This is a genomic window from Nonomuraea sp. GTA35 (assembly GCF_041950525.1).
In the GTDB taxonomy this organism is placed as follows: domain Bacteria; phylum Actinomycetota; class Actinomycetes; order Streptosporangiales; family Streptosporangiaceae; genus Nonomuraea.
This window is the reverse complement of record NZ_JBGNUV010000015.1, coordinates 26,969-40,370: the sequence shown is the minus strand read 5'-3', so window position 1 is coordinate 40,370 and position 13,402 is coordinate 26,969. Positions and strand designations below refer to the sequence as shown.

Sequence of the window (13,402 nt, the reverse complement as noted above, 5' to 3'; positions counted from 1 at the left end):
ACCCCACCCCCCGCCGGTAAATGCTTTGGAAGCACGCGGAAGTCGCCACTAGACTGGCCGATTCGCTGCCTTTGACCACCTCCGTTTCGAACCAGGGAGGCGCTTTCGCATGCCCACCCACAAGCTGGCCCCGGACATACCCACCGACGTGCTGGCCGCCGAGCAGGCACACCTCGCCGAGTCCCGGGCCGCGCTCAAGGCCATGCGCGCCCACGCGCAGTCGCTGTCCGCCGACGCGGCGGGCGACTGGGTGTCGCAGCAGATCCTCCAGTCGCTGCTCGACCAGCGCGTGGCCGCACTGGCCGACCACCCCGACACCCCGCTGTTCTTCGGCCGCCTCGACCGCGCCGCGGGTGACGACCTGCCCGGCACGATCTACGTCGGCCGCCGCCACGTGCACGACGGCGGCAGCAAGCCGCTGGTCATCGACTGGCGGGCGCCGGTCTCCCGGGCGTTCTACCAGGCCAGCCCCGCCGACCCGATGGGCATCGTACGCCGCCGCCGCTTCGGCTACCACGGCGGCGAGCTCACCGCGTTCGAGGACGAGCCGCTCGGCGAGGGCGGCGAGATCGGCCCCTCGAAGATCCTCACCGAGGAGATCGAGCGCCCGCGCACCGGCCCCATGCGCGACATCGTGGCCACCATCCAGCCCGACCAGGACGAGATCGTCCGCTCCACCCTGACCCAGACCGTGTGCGTCCAGGGCGCGCCGGGCACCGGGAAGACCGCCGTCGGCCTGCACCGCGCGGCCTACCTGCTGTTCACCCACCGCGAGCGGCTGGCCAGGTCCGGCGTCATGATCGTCGGCCCCAACCGGGCCTTCCTGTCCTACATCTCCTCCGTGCTCCCCGCCCTCGGCGAGGTCAAGGTCGACCAGACCACGGTGGCGGGCCTGCTCGGCGAGCACTCGGCGCCCGAGGACCCGCTCGTCGCGGCCGTGAAGGGCGACGCCAGGATGGCGGCGGTGCTCGAACGCGCCCTCTGGATGCACATCGTGAAACCGTCGGAAGGCGTGGTGTTCACCAAGGGCGCCTACCGCTACCGGGTGGCCGACTACGAGGTGCGCGAGATCGTGGCCTCCCTGCGCGGCACCACCCGCTACAACCCCGGCCGGGCCGCGCTGGCGCAGCGCCTGGCCCACATGGTGCTGGTCAGGATGGAGCAGCGCGGCGAGTCGCCCGACGACCGGGTGCAGGACGCGGTGGCCAGGTCGAAGCCGGTCAAGCAGCTCGTGGACGCGGTGTGGCCCAAGCTGACGCCCGAGCAGGTGCTGTACCGGCTGCTGTCGGACCCCGAGTTCCTCGCCAAGGCCGCCAAGGGCGATCTGTCGGCCGAGGAGCAGGAGACGCTGGTCTGGCGCAAGCCGTACCGGAGCTGGAAGTCCGCGAAGTGGTCGGCGGCGGACGCCGCGCTCCTCGACGAGCTGCGCGACCTCATGGAGCGCACGCCCTCGCTCGGCCACCTCGTCGTGGACGAGGCCCAGGACCTGTCCGAGATGCAGCTCAGGGCGCTGGGCCGGCGCTGCCGCAACGGCTCGGCCACCGTGCTCGGCGACCTCGCTCAAGGCACCACGCCGTGGTCGACCAGCTCGTGGGAGTCGGTGCTCGAGCACCTCGGGCAGCGCGAGGGCGAGGTGACGGAGCTGACGCTCGGCTTCCGCGTGCCCCGCGAGGTCCTCGACTACGCCGCCCGCCTGCTCCCCTCCATCGCCCCCGACCTGGCCGCCCCGCGCTCGCTGCGCCCCGGCGCCGGCTCGCTCACCGTCCGGCAGGGACTCGCGGTGGCGCAGGCCGCCGAGGAGGCGCTCGCCAAGGAGGGCTCCATCGGCGTCATCGTGCCCGACGCGCTGGTCGGGGAGGTCTCCGCGGCGCTGGCGAGCCTGCCGCACGCCGTGCTCGACCCCGACTCCGCCGAGGAGCACCGCCTCCTGATCGTCCCGGCCACGCTGGCCAAGGGTCTGGAGTACGACCACGTCATCGTCGTCGAGCCGGCGGACATCGTCTCGGCCGAGCCGCGCGGGCTGGCCCGGCTGTACGTCGTGCTGACCCGAGCCGTGACCTCCCTGACGGTCCTGCACGAGAAGGCTCTGCCGGCACAGCTCGTGGCATGACGGACGCGGGCACGGCCGCTTCTAGGATGGTCGAGCAAGCAGCTACTCACTCCAGGAGGATGCCGTGCCCGCACCCCTTCCCCACGAGTTCCTGCCGCCGGTGCCCGCGCTCGCGGTCGAGAGCGACGACATCCAGGACGGCCGGACGCTCGCAGATCTCCACGTGTTCAACGACTGGGGCATGAGCGGCCAGAACCAGTCCCCCCACCTACGCTGGTCCGGCGCCCCCGAGGGCACCCGCGGCTACGCCGTCACCTGCTACGACCCCGACGCCCCCACGGGCAGCGGCTTCTGGCACTGGGTCCTGTTCGACCTGCCTGCCTCGGTGACGGAGCTGCCCGCGGGCGCGGGCACGGCCCCCGACTTCAAGGGCCTGCCTGACGGCGCGGTCCACGCCCGCAACGACTACGGCACCAAGGCGTACGGCGGCGCGGCCCCGCCCCCCGGAGACCCGCACCGCTACGTGTTCACGGTGCATGCGCTGGGCGTGGACAAGCTCGGCGTGGACAGCGACGCCAGCCCGGCCGTGGTGGGCTTCAACATCACCGCCAACACCTTGGCCCGGGGCCACGTCACCGCCCTCTACGGCGTCTGAGCCGCTCGTCGCCGGGTGCCTGACCGGCACCCGGGCCTCAGCCCTCCGGTGCGGGCGCCGGGCAGCCCATGAGCCGTGGCAGCACGTCGCTGACGATCGGGATGCGGAGATCGGGCTCGGACGTGCAGAGGGGGAACCACAGCTCGCGCGGGAGCACGACGTCGCGCATCGGCTCGCCGATGAGGCGCACCTGGGGCCCCTCGTCATCGGCGTACACGTGCAACCAGGCCTTCGTGTCGGCCTCGACCTCCCCGGCCGCCATGATGCCCGCGTCGTCGCCGGCGTGCGCGGGAGCGGCCACGGTGGTGGCGGCGGCCATGGTCAGGGCGGTGATACCGAGAATTCTCCTGCTGCGGAAATGCACTGTTTGCTCCTTCGGTCGAGGTGTAAACGCCACCACCTTCCCTCACTCCAGGTAACTGATCAATTGTGAAACGTAATAGCACCTAAACAAAACAAGAGCGACCCGGGAAAAACCCGGGCCGCTCTTCGTCCGCGCGGCGAGAAAAAGACCTAGAAGTCCATGTCGCCGCCGCCGCCCGGCATGGCCGGGGCGGCGGGGGTCTTCTCGGGCTTCTCGGCGATGACGGCCTCGGTCGTCAGGAAGAGCGCCGCGATGGAGGCGGCGTTCTGCAGCGCCGAGCGCGTCACCTTGGCCGGGTCGATGATGCCCGACTCGAACATGTTGACGTACTCGCCGGTGGCCGCGTTCAGGCCCTCACCCGGGGTGAGGTTGCGCACCTTCTCGACCACGACGCCGCCCTCGAGACCGGCGTTGACCGCGATCTGCTTGAGCGGCTCCTCCAGCGCCTTCTTGACGATGGCGGCACCGGTGGCCTCGTCGCCGTTCAGCTCCAGCTTGTCGAACGCCTTCGCGCCGGCCTGCAGCAGCGCCACGCCACCGCCGGGCACGATGCCCTCCTCGACGGCCGCCTTGGCGTTGCGCACGGCGTCCTCGATGCGGTGCTTGCGCTCCTTCAGCTCGACCTCGGTCGCCGCACCGGCCTTGATCACGGCCACGCCGCCGGCCAGCTTGGCCAGCCGCTCCTGCAGCTTCTCGCGGTCGTAGTCGGAGTCGGTGCGCTCGATCTCGGCGCGGATCTCGTTGACCCGGCCGGAGATCTGCTCGGCGTCACCGGCGCCGTCGACGATCGTGGTCTCGTCCTTGGTCACGACCACCTTGCGGGCACGGCCCAGCAGGTCGAGGGTGGCGGTCTCGAGCTTGAGGCCGACCTCCTCGGCGATGACCTGGCCACCGGTCAGGATCGCGATGTCGTTCAGCATCGCCTTGCGGCGGTCGCCGAAGCCCGGCGCCTTGACGGCGACGGAGCGGAACAGGCCGCGGATCTTGTTCACGACCAGGGTCGCCAGGGCCTCGCCCTCGACGTCCTCGGCGATGATCAGCAGCGGCTTGCCCGACTGCACGACCTTGTCGAGCAGCGGCAGCAGGTCCTTATTGGCCGAGACCTTGCTGTTGACGATCAGGATGTACGGGTCCTCGAGCACGGCCTCCATGCGGTCCGAGTCGGTGACGAAGTACATCGACGTCATGCCCTTGTCGAAGCGCATACCCTCGGTGAGCTCGAGCTCCAGGCCGAAGGTGTTGCTCTCCTCGACGGTGATGACGCCTTCCTTGCCGACCTTGTCCATCGCCTCGGCGATGAGCGAGCCGATCTCGGCGTCGGCGGCGGAGATGGAGGCGGTGGAGGCGATCTGCTCCTTGGTCTCCACGTCCTTGGCCAGCTTGGAGAGCTCCTCGCTGACGCGCTCGACGGCGGCCTCGATGCCCTTCTTCAGGGCCATCGGGTTGGCGCCGGCGGCGACGTTGCGCAGGCCCTCACGCACCAGCGCCTGGGCGAGCACGGTGGCGGTCGTGGTGCCGTCGCCGGCGACGTCGTCGGTCTTCTTCGCGACTTCCTTGACCAGCTCGGCGCCGATCTTCTCCCAAGGGTCCTCGAGCTCGATCTCCTTGGCGATGGACACACCGTCGTTGGTGATCGTGGGAGCGCCCCACTTCTTCTCCAGCACGACGTTGCGGCCCTTGGGGCCGAGGGTCACCTTGACGGCGTCGGCGAGCTGGTTCATACCGCGCTCGAGACCGCGCCGGGCGTCCTCGTCAAACGCGATCATCTTGGCTGCCATAAGGCTAGACCTCCCAGATGCAGGGTGGCTTGTCGTGGACCGAGCCGACGCCCGCGACGGCATGGGTCAGCATCTCCGTTCGGCAGACCCCGTCGTCCCGATCCAGTGTTGGCACTCTGCTGCACAGAGTGCCAACGAACTGTTTAGCACTCTACCCTGCCGAGTGCAAGCGAACGCCACCCCGCCCGGCATTCCCGCCCAGGTCAGTCAGTCGGTACGGCGAGCCGCGCGGAGCGGCTCGCCGCACGCGAGTCGGCGAATGAGAGGTGACGGCTCGCGCGGACTGCGTTGCCGCGCGATCCCGCCTGGTGCATACCAGCTTGGACGTTCAGACCGCTCGGACGGACTCCGCCTGCGGCCCCTTCTGGCCCTGCGTGATCTCGAACTCGACACGCTGCCCCTGTTCGAGAGAGCGGTACCCGTCCATCATGATCGCTGAGTAATGGACGAATACATCTTTACCACCGTCTACCGCGATGAAGCCGTAGCCCTTGTCCGCGTTGAACCACTTGACGGTGCCCTGCGCCACTTCCGACTCCTCTTACTGGTCTCCCAGATCTCGCCCATTCCTCCGCGGGACCTGTAATCGTATGACTTAACGGAAAAGCAGCCAGACGATCGCCCTCGACCATACCTGTGGCAAGGGGTTTGGCAACAGAGTCAATCCGCAAACTGCCTATTTCTTCGCAGTAGGGGTCGTTCAACGTTGAATTGGCCGGGAAAAGGAGAAGGCGCCCACTAGGGGCGCCTTCAAGAGGGTGGTCTGCGGGGCTCAGCCGCCGGCAACCGCCGGGATGATGGAGATCTGAGTGCCGTCAGGGGCGGGAGTGTCGAGCCCCTCGGCGAAACGGACGTCCTCTTCCCCAACGTAAACGTTGACGAAACGGCGAATCTTGCCCGATTCATCCAGAATTCTCGCGCCGATCCCCGGGTAGTCGGAGTCGAGCTTGGCGAGCACGTCACGAAGAGTCGCGCCCTCGCCACTGACCTCCGCGCTCCCCCCGGTGTACGTGCGCAGAATGGTGGGAATCCGCACAGAAACGCTCATGGTTCTAATCGCCTTTCCTGGTTGTCAGACAGTCGCGCGGAACGCGTCGAGAGAGGGCCTGATCACGGCGGTGGGCTCGACGGCCTCACCGGTGAGCACGTCGAGCGTCTTGAGCCCGTCGCCGGTGTTGAGCACCACGGTCTCGGCCTCCGGGTCGAGCCGCCCGCTCTCGGCGAGCTTCTTCAGCACGCCGACGGTGACCCCGCCGGCGGTCTCGGCGAAGATGCCCTCGGTCGAGGCCAGCAGCTTCATCGCGGCCACGATCTCTGCGTCCGTGACGTCCTCGACGGCGCCTCCGGTGCGCCGGGCGATGTCCAGCACGTACGGCCCGTCGGCGGGGTTGCCGATGGCCAGCGACTTGGCGATGGTGTCGGGCTTGACCGGCTGCACGACGTCGTGCCCGGCCTTGTAGGCCGTGGACACGGGCGAGCACCCGGCGGCCTGCGCCCCGAAGACCTTGTACGGGGTGTCCTCCACCAGGCCCAGCTTCACCAGCTCCTTGAAGCCCTTGTCGATCTTCGTGAGCTGGGAGCCGGAGGCGATGGGGATGATGATCTGCTCGGGCAGCCGCCAGCCGAGCTGCTCGGCGATCTCGTACGCGAGCGTCTTGGAGCCCTCGGCGTAGTAGGGCCGCAGGTTCACGTTGACGAAGCCCCACTTGTCGCCCATGGGGTCGCCGATCAGCTCCGAGCAGAACCGGTTGACCTCGTCGTACGTGCCGTCGATGCCGATCAGCCGCCCGCCGAACACGCGAGCCATGGCGATCTTGGCCTTCTCGAGGTTGGCCGGGATGAACACGCACGCGTCGAGCCCGGCCCGCGCGGCGGCGGCGGTGACGGCGCCGGCGAGATTGCCCGTGGAGGAGCAGGAAAGCGTGTGGAAGCCGAAGTTGCGGGCCGCCTCGACGGCCATGGCCACCACCCGGTCCTTGAAGGAGTGGGTGGGGTTGCCCGAGTCGTCCTTCACGTAAAGGGACTTGATGCCGAGCGCGCGACCCAGGTTTCCGGCCTTGACCAATTTCGTCCAGCCGGGGTTCATATTGGGCTTACTGGCCACGTCCGCGGGGACGGGCAGCAGCGAGCGGTAACGCCAGATGTTCGCGGGACCCGATTCGATCTCCGCGCGGGTCACGTCACCGAAGTCGTAGGCCGCCTCCAGCGGCCCGAAACACTCCTGGCACGCGAAGCTCGGGCCCAGCGGGTAACGGGCGCCGCACTCGCGGCAGGACAGAGCGGCGGCAGGACCAAAGTCAAGCGACATGAAGCGAGGCCTTCCCTCATCTTCGCCCGCGGCCACCTTGACCGCGAACCGGAATTGGCACCTTGTCCCGGTCGGCCTCGCCAGGTCGCGAGTCGAAAGCCGGGAGGGTTGCCGGGGCTTCGCAGGGCCGGTCCCTCCACCCCTCTGGATGAGCAATATGCAGTTGTTGAACTGGACTCTACCCGCTTAAGTGGCCGAAATTACCACCCGTCTCAAGATGTGAGACAAGCAGTCTCAGCGATAGTCCTCGCCCAGCACGCCCTGCACGTATTTGCGGGCCTGATGGATCCGGGACTTCGCCGTGCCCAGCGGGATGTTGAGCTGCTCGGCCACCTCGTTGTAGTCGAGCTGGACGATATCGCGCAGCACCAGCGCCTGCGCCAGGTCGGGCTTGTCGGCCTCCAGCGCCTCCATCGCGTCGAGCAGGTCGAGCCGCGACCCCGCGATCACGCTGACCCGCCGCGCGTCGGGCTTCTGCATGGGCAGCTCGTCGGAGGTCTGCTCGGCCGCCCTGCGCTTCAGCGACCGGTACGTGGTGCGCGCGCAGTTGGCCGTCACGATGTGCAGCCACGTGCTGAACCTGGCCCGCCCCTCGAACCGCCCGATGTTGCGCGCCACCGCCAGCAACGTATCCTGCGAGGCCTCCTCCGCGTCCTGGTGATAGGGGAGGATCCGGGCGCAGTGTCGCATCACATCCGGCTCAATCCGCGCGAGGAGCTCGCCAAGTGCGCGATGATCTCCCGCAGCAGCGGAGCGGGCGAGTTCCTCGGTTAGCTCATCAAGCGCCATAGCTGGGATCCTATGATCGAAGGGAGCCGAGATGAACAGCGTCCTGCTGGCCTCCAACAGAGGGCCTGTCTCCTTCACCGTCTCCGACGACGGCGAGCTGACGATGCGACGCGGCGGCGGCGGCCTCGTCTCGGGGTTGTCGGGCGTGGCCAAGGACGACGGCGTGCTCTGGGTCTGCGCCGCGCTGTCCGACGGCGACCGCAGCGCCGTCCGCCTGGCCACCGGCGGCCGCATCGACCACGCGGGCTACGACACCGGCCCGCTGCGCATGCTGGACATCCCGCCCGCCATCTTCCACCGCGCCTACAACGCCGTGGCCAACTCCACCCTGTGGTTCGTCAACCACCTGCTCTACGACATCCCGAACTCGCCCAACTTCGGCACCAGGTTCGCGCGCGAGTGGGAGTCGTACCGCGACTACAACGGCGCGTTCGCGCTGGCACTGGCCGAGGAGGCCGGGCACGGCGCCCGCGTGATGGTGCAGGACTACCACCTGACGCTCACCCCCGCCATGCTCCGCGCCGAGCGGCCCGACCTGCGCATCGCCCACTTCAGCCACACCCCGTGGGCGCCGCCCGAGTACTTCTCGCTGCTGCCCGACGACGTGGCGGGCGAGGTCCTGGAAGGCATCCTGGGGGCCGATCACGCCGGGTTCCTCACCGACAGGTGGGCGCAGGCGTTCATGGACTGCTGCGAGCGGCTCCTGGGCGCGGAGGCCGACCGGGTGGGGCGCAGTGTCACCTACGAGGGCAGGACGACCCGCATCGGCGTGCACAGCCTCGGCGTCGACGGCGACGCCCTGTGGCAGCGGGCCTGCGAGCCCGACGTCGAGTCGCACATGACCGCGCTGCGGGAGCAGGTCGGCGACCGCAAGCTGATCGTCCGCATCGACCGCACCGAGCTGTCGAAGAACATCGTCCGCGGGCTGATCGCCTACCGCGAGTTCCTCGCCGCGCACCCCGAGTGGCACGGCCGGGTCGTGCACCTGGCCTTCGCCTACCCCAGCCGCCACGACCTGCCCGAATACCGCGAGTACACCGCGTCGGTGCAGCGCTGCGCCCGGCAGATCGAGGACGAGTACGCCACCGAGGACTGGGACCCGCTGATACTCAACGTCAACGACGACTACCCGCGCTCGCTGGCCGCGTACCGGATGGCCGACGTGCTGCTGGTCAACCCCATCCGCGACGGCATGAACCTGGTGGCCAAGGAGGGCCCCATCCTGTCGCCGCGATGCGCGCTGGTGCTCTCGCGCGAGGCGGGCGCAGCCGCCGAGCTCGGCGCGCACGCGCTCGTGGTCAACCCCTACGACATCAGCGGCACCGCCGCCGCGCTGCACGCCGCGCTGGTCATGCCGGAGGACGAGCGCCGCACGCGCCGCGACAAGCTGCACGCCGCCGCCACCGCCCTGCCGCCGCAGAAGTGGCTCGCGACCCAGCTCGAAGCCCTCACCTAACATGGGAGGGCAAGGTCATTCCGATCACCGGGAGGCTGCCGGGTGACCACGGCCTTATCGCCCGACCGTCTGATCAGAGACCGCCCGACCTGGCTCATCTACCTCCAGCTCAGCACCTTCGCCACCTTCGTGTACGGCCTCAGCGCCGCCCTGCCGCTGCTGCGCGCCGACCAGGGCACCTCGGCCACCGTGGCGGGCCTGCACGGCACCTCCATGGCCGCGGGCACGATCGCCGCCGGGCTCCTGCTCCCCCTGCTCACCCGCACGTACGGGCGGCGCGCGACGAGCTGGATCGGGCTGACGGGGATGAACGCCGGCATGCTCACGATCCTCGCCACCGACGCCCTGCCGCTGACCCTGCTGGGGTACGGCGTGGCCGGCGGCTTCGGCTCGGTCATGCTCTACACCGCCATGGCGGCGCTCAGCGACCACCACGGGACCGCCGGGCCCGCCGCGCTGAGCGAGGCGAACGCGGTCGCCGTGGTGGCGGGCATGGCGATGACGTTCGGGCTCAGCGTGGTCGGGCAGAGCACGCTGGGCTGGCGCGCCGCGCTGCTGGCCACGCCGGTCATGAGCGTGCTGCTCGCGCTGGCCATGGGACGGGTGTGGCCCGGCCACCGGCCCACCGGCTCCGCCACCCCCGGCGCCACCACCGACGCCACCACCGGCGCCACCACCGGCGCCGGCCCCGGCCCTGCCACCGGGCATGCCACCGGTCCTGCCGCCGCCGGGGAGGTCGCCATGCCTGACCCTGCCGCCACCGGGGCCCGGGTGGGCTGGCGGTTCCATCTGGCGGGACTGGTGCTGTTCTGCTGCGTGGCGCTGGAGTTCACGTTCAACCTGTGGGCGGCGGAGCTGCTCGCCATCGGCACCGGGCTGTCCACGGCCGCGGCGGCCACCGGGCTGACAGCGTTCATCGCGGGCATGGCGGCGGGCAGGTTCGCCGGGGCGCAGCTCGCGCTGCGGCTGGCGCGGGGGCCGCTGTTCGCCGGGGCGCTGGGCTTGACGCTGGCCGGCTGGCTGGTGTTCTGGACGAGCGGCCACCCGGTGCTGTCCTACGCCGGGCTGGTGATCTGCGGGCTCGGCGCCGCCCTGCACTTCCCGCTCGCGCTGGCCGCGCTGATCGCCGGCTCGGGCGACCGGGCCGACCTGGCGGCGGCGGCCTCACCCGTCTGGGCGGGCGCCGCCATGGCGATCGGGCCGCTGGTGCTCGGCGCGCTGGCCGACGGCTACGGCACCCGGAACGCGTTCCTGATGGTGCCGGTGCTCATCGGCCTCGCGGTCGCCGGCGTGCTCGTCCCCGGCCGGCGCGCGTGAGCCGGGGTTCTACCTCCAGTCGGCGTGCTTGAGAGTGTCGGACAGGCCCGGCGTGTTCCACTGGTCCACGACGAGGATCTTCGACTTCGGCAGGTACCACTCGCGCTGCGTGAAGCGCTTGTACACCTTGGTGCTGGAGTAGGAGACGCACTTGGCCTGCCACGCGTTGTAGGCCGCCTTGTGCCCGGGCCCGACCTGGCGCAGCCCCCGGCTGACCTTGGGCCCGATGATCTCGCCGTACTTGTCGTCGAACGGGCAGGGCTGCACGTCGCTGGCCGTGTAGAAGGGCCGCTTGCCGGTGTAGGGGCCCCAGCCCTCCGCACCGATCTTGATGAGCTTCGGCCCGAGGAGGTAGAACGAGTCGCACTCCGGCGTGCTCCACCCCCTGGCCTTGCCGCACTTTCCGGTGACCACCTGGACGGCGTCGGCGCCGAACCGGTGGACCTCCCACTGGATCGGGACGTAGAGCGTCATGCCCCTGAACGTGAGCGGCTGGGCGGGGGCGGCGGCGGCAGGCAGAGAGGAGGAGAGGAGGGTGGCCGCGGCCACCCCGGTGGCGGCCACGACGGCGAGACAACGCTTGTGCATGCCGCCGACCCTAGGGAACGCGACTTGCAGATCACTCACCAACGACTGAAGGCGGCTCTCACGTACGGGTGAAGGCCGAGGCCAGCTCGGCGAGCAGCGCCACCACTCCCTCGGGCCCGTCCACCACGATGTCGGCCCGCTCGGCCAGCGCGGTCACCTCGGTGGACCCGCTGCACACGGTCACACCCGGCAGCCCGGAAGCGCGTACCGCGTCGAACGCGGCCAGATCGCCCAGATCATCGCCCACGAACATGACGGACCTCGCCGCCCGCTCCGCCAGGAACAGGCTCAGCGCCTGCCCCTTGTCCATGCCGGGCGGCCGCAGCTCCAGCACCATCCGCCCCGGCTCGATCACCAGGCCGTGCTTGTCGGCCAGCTCGGCGAGCGGCTCGCGCAGCTTGGCCAGCGCGCCCTCGGGGTCGGGGCTGCGCCTGGTGTGCACGGCCACGGCCCGGCCCTTGTCCTCGACGGCCACGCCGCTCAGGCCGAGCGAGTCGAGCAGCAGCGGCAGCTCGGCCTCGGCCCTGGGCACTCCCGGCGGGGGCGGGGGCGCGGAGATCCGCCCGCCCTCCCAGCGTTCGAAACCGTAGTGCCCGAGCACGACCAGCCCCGGCACGTCGGCCAGGCCGGGTCCGAGCTCCAGTGCGGTGGCCGCGGGACGCCCGGTCACGATGGCCACCGCGAGGACGTGCGCGCCCAGGTCGGCGAGTACCTCGGGCGCTTTCGGGTGGATCACGGCCTTGGCGGGGTCGGGCACGATCGGCGACAGGGTGCCGTCGAAGTCGAGCCCGATCACGGCGCCGGCCGGATCACTCAAGATCGCTTCCATTCCAGGGATGTTCTTCACGCGCCTGCCGTACCCAGCACGTCAGGGGCGCATGCCAAGCCTTCTGGCCGCGCGGTCACGCTGTCGCGTGGACCGTAACCTGCGCAGCCTCTTGACCAGCATGGGGTCGTGCTCGAGCGCCTCCGGCCGGTCGATCAGCACGCCGAGCAGCTGGTAGTAGCGGGTGGCGGAGAACCCGAAGGTCTCCTTGATGGCATGCTCCTTCGCGCCCGCGTAGCGCCACCATTGGCGCTCGAAGGCGAGGAGCTCGAGTTCGCGGTCCGAGAGTGGTTGTCGGGACGGTTCCTGGGCAGCATTGTCACCGCTGAGCGGTGCTCCCATGGTGTCCTCCTCGAAAGGGGCGGGGACGATCACGTCGCCCGCACGCGGCCCGTGGCCATCGTAATGTGCGGAGTGCGGCTGTTCACGGCGGATTGAGAGACGTACAGTCACGAAATGTGACCTCAGTCATCACGCTCCTCACCGACTATGGGCTCGAGGATGGTTATGTGGCGGCCTGTCATGGGGTGATCGCCGGCATAGCCCCCGAGGCGCGGGTGATCGACGTGTGCCACCTGATCCCCTCCGGCGACGTACGGCGCGGCGCGGCGGTTCTCGCCCAGACCATCCCCTATCTCCCCCAAGGCATCCACATCGGCGCGGTCGATCCGAGCGCGGGCGGCGCCAGGCGCGCGGTGGCCGTCGAGGCGGGCGGCCGGGTGTTCATCGGCCCCGACAACGGGCTGCTGTCGTGGGCCGTGCACGCCAGCGGCGGCGCGCGGGCGGCGTACGAGATCAGGAACCCCGATCACTTCCTGCACCCTGTCTCCCCGACCTTCCACGGGCGCGACGTGTTCTCGCCGGTCGCGGGGCGGCTGTGCGGGGGGCTGAGGCCGGCGGACCTGGGGCCCGAGGTGCCGCTGGACCGGCTGGTCTCGCTGCCCGAGCCTACCTCGCTGCTGCGCGACGGCTCGGTGGAGGGGGAGGTCGTCTCGGTGGACCGCTACGGCAACACGCAGCTCTCGATCGCGGCCGGCGACCTGCAGGCGCTGGGCGTGCGGGTGGGCGACACGCTGGGCGTGTGGCTGGGGCGGCGGCAGCTCGCGCTGCCGTACCGGGAGACGTACGCGGCGGTGCCGCCCGGGGAGCTGGTGGCCTTCGCGGACTCGGCCGGGCTGATCGCGATCGCGGTCAACTCCGGTGACGCGGCGCAGCGGCTGGGGCTCCCACCCGGAGCACATGTGCGACTTTCACCCACTCCGTAGGCCTCA

At 70.2% G+C, this 13,402-nt stretch carries 14 protein-coding genes and 1 riboswitch; of the genes, 5 read left to right on the top strand and 9 right to left on the bottom strand.

Annotated elements, in window-relative coordinates; genetic code table 11:
* The first annotated feature begins 109 nt into the window (after positions 1 to 109).
* Both ACBJ32_RS46190 and ACBJ32_RS46185 read left to right on the top strand, forming a co-directional pair.
* Positions 110 to 2,110 (top strand): HelD family protein, encoded by a 2,001-nt coding sequence (locus ACBJ32_RS46190; RefSeq protein WP_375132262.1) that lies wholly within the window; start codon positions 110 to 112, stop codon positions 2,108 to 2,110.
* Positions 2,111 to 2,174: 64 nt separating this feature from the next.
* On the top strand, positions 2,175 to 2,705 hold the full coding sequence (locus ACBJ32_RS46185) for a YbhB/YbcL family Raf kinase inhibitor-like protein (protein ID WP_357893534.1): 531 nt from the start codon (positions 2,175 to 2,177) through the stop codon (positions 2,703 to 2,705).
* Positions 2,706 to 2,742: 37 nt separating this feature from the next.
* Here the strand turns inward: ACBJ32_RS46185 and ACBJ32_RS46180 are convergent, their stop codons facing one another.
* From ACBJ32_RS46180 to ACBJ32_RS46155, 6 genes are all read right to left on the bottom strand, one after another.
* Complete coding sequence (locus ACBJ32_RS46180) at positions 2,743 to 3,069, bottom strand: hypothetical protein (protein ID WP_375132261.1); 327 nt, start codon at positions 3,067 to 3,069, stop codon at positions 2,743 to 2,745.
* A 149-nt stretch (positions 3,070 to 3,218) separates the two neighbouring features.
* Positions 3,219 to 4,847 carry a chaperonin GroEL gene (gene groL / locus ACBJ32_RS46175; RefSeq protein WP_375132260.1) on the bottom strand — a complete coding sequence of 543 codons (1,629 nt, stop codon included), beginning with the start codon at positions 4,845 to 4,847 and terminating at the stop codon, positions 3,219 to 3,221.
* A 328-nt stretch (positions 4,848 to 5,175) separates the two neighbouring features.
* Positions 5,176 to 5,376: a cold-shock protein gene (locus ACBJ32_RS46170; protein ID WP_068927743.1), complete on the bottom strand. Its 201-nt coding sequence runs from the start codon at positions 5,374 to 5,376 to the stop codon at positions 5,176 to 5,178.
* Positions 5,377 to 5,619: 243 nt separating this feature from the next.
* Positions 5,620 to 5,895, bottom strand: coding sequence for a MoaD/ThiS family protein (locus ACBJ32_RS46165; RefSeq protein WP_375132259.1), 276 nt, complete (start codon positions 5,893 to 5,895; stop codon positions 5,620 to 5,622).
* 24 nt (positions 5,896 to 5,919) lie between these two features.
* A complete protein-coding gene (gene thrC, locus ACBJ32_RS46160) occupies positions 5,920 to 7,155 on the bottom strand; it encodes a threonine synthase (RefSeq protein WP_375132258.1) in 1,236 nt (411 codons plus the stop codon).
* 13 nt (positions 7,156 to 7,168) lie between these two features.
* A riboswitch (SAM riboswitch) is annotated at positions 7,169 to 7,310 on the bottom strand.
* A 79-nt stretch (positions 7,311 to 7,389) separates the two neighbouring features.
* A complete protein-coding gene (locus ACBJ32_RS46155; RefSeq protein ID WP_185100392.1) occupies positions 7,390 to 7,944 on the bottom strand; it encodes an RNA polymerase sigma factor in 555 nt (184 codons plus the stop codon).
* 31 nt (positions 7,945 to 7,975) lie between these two features.
* On the opposite strand from ACBJ32_RS46155, the gene ACBJ32_RS46150 reads away from it, so the two are divergent.
* Together ACBJ32_RS46150 and ACBJ32_RS46145 are read left to right on the top strand one after the other, a co-directional pair.
* Positions 7,976 to 9,400 carry a trehalose-6-phosphate synthase gene (locus ACBJ32_RS46150; RefSeq protein ID WP_375132257.1) on the top strand — a complete coding sequence of 475 codons (1,425 nt, stop codon included), beginning with the start codon at positions 7,976 to 7,978 and terminating at the stop codon, positions 9,398 to 9,400.
* 42 nt (positions 9,401 to 9,442) lie between these two features.
* Entirely contained in the window at positions 9,443 to 10,717 is a 1,275-nt protein-coding gene (locus ACBJ32_RS46145) for a sugar MFS transporter (protein ID WP_375132255.1), read from the top strand.
* Positions 10,718 to 10,726: 9 nt separating this feature from the next.
* Here the strand turns inward: ACBJ32_RS46145 and ACBJ32_RS46140 are convergent, their stop codons facing one another.
* From ACBJ32_RS46140 to ACBJ32_RS46130, 3 genes are read right to left on the bottom strand one after another with little or no spacing between them, the layout of a single operon-like run.
* A complete protein-coding gene (locus ACBJ32_RS46140) occupies positions 10,727 to 11,305 on the bottom strand; it encodes a hypothetical protein (RefSeq protein WP_375132254.1) in 579 nt (192 codons plus the stop codon).
* Positions 11,306 to 11,363: 58 nt separating this feature from the next.
* A complete protein-coding gene (gene otsB, locus ACBJ32_RS46135; RefSeq protein WP_375132253.1) occupies positions 11,364 to 12,134 on the bottom strand; it encodes a trehalose-phosphatase in 771 nt (256 codons plus the stop codon).
* A gap of 39 nt (positions 12,135 to 12,173) precedes the next feature.
* Positions 12,174 to 12,473 (bottom strand): DUF3263 domain-containing protein, encoded by a 300-nt coding sequence (locus tag ACBJ32_RS46130; RefSeq protein ID WP_185100387.1) that lies wholly within the window; start codon positions 12,471 to 12,473, stop codon positions 12,174 to 12,176.
* 116 nt (positions 12,474 to 12,589) lie between these two features.
* Between ACBJ32_RS46130 and ACBJ32_RS46125 the strand changes: the two genes are divergently transcribed.
* Entirely contained in the window at positions 12,590 to 13,396 is an 807-nt protein-coding gene (locus tag ACBJ32_RS46125; protein WP_375132252.1) for an S-adenosyl-l-methionine hydroxide adenosyltransferase family protein, read from the top strand.
* Positions 13,397 to 13,402 lie beyond the last annotated feature (6 nt).

What these genes read in the sequence shown, in the direction of transcription:
- ACBJ32_RS46190 (WP_375132262.1), top strand. Translation starts at nt 110, where the DNA reads ATGCCCACCCACAAGCTGGCCCCGGACATACCCACCGACGTGCTGGCC.
- groL (WP_375132260.1), bottom strand. Translation starts at nt 4,847, where the DNA reads ATGGCAGCCAAGATGATCGCGTTTGACGAGGACGCCCGGCGCGGTCTC.
- ACBJ32_RS46165 (WP_375132259.1), bottom strand. Translation starts at nt 5,895, where the DNA reads ATGAGCGTTTCTGTGCGGATTCCCACCATTCTGCGCACGTACACCGGG.
- thrC (WP_375132258.1), bottom strand. Translation starts at nt 7,155, where the DNA reads ATGTCGCTTGACTTTGGTCCTGCCGCCGCTCTGTCCTGCCGCGAGTGC.
- ACBJ32_RS46155 (WP_185100392.1), bottom strand. Translation starts at nt 7,944, where the DNA reads ATGGCGCTTGATGAGCTAACCGAGGAACTCGCCCGCTCCGCTGCTGCG.
- ACBJ32_RS46150 (WP_375132257.1), top strand. Translation starts at nt 7,976, where the DNA reads ATGAACAGCGTCCTGCTGGCCTCCAACAGAGGGCCTGTCTCCTTCACC.
- ACBJ32_RS46140 (WP_375132254.1), bottom strand. Translation starts at nt 11,305, where the DNA reads ATGCACAAGCGTTGTCTCGCCGTCGTGGCCGCCACCGGGGTGGCCGCG.
- otsB (WP_375132253.1), bottom strand. Translation starts at nt 12,134, where the DNA reads ATGGAAGCGATCTTGAGTGATCCGGCCGGCGCCGTGATCGGGCTCGAC.
- ACBJ32_RS46130 (WP_185100387.1), bottom strand. Translation starts at nt 12,473, where the DNA reads ATGGGAGCACCGCTCAGCGGTGACAATGCTGCCCAGGAACCGTCCCGA.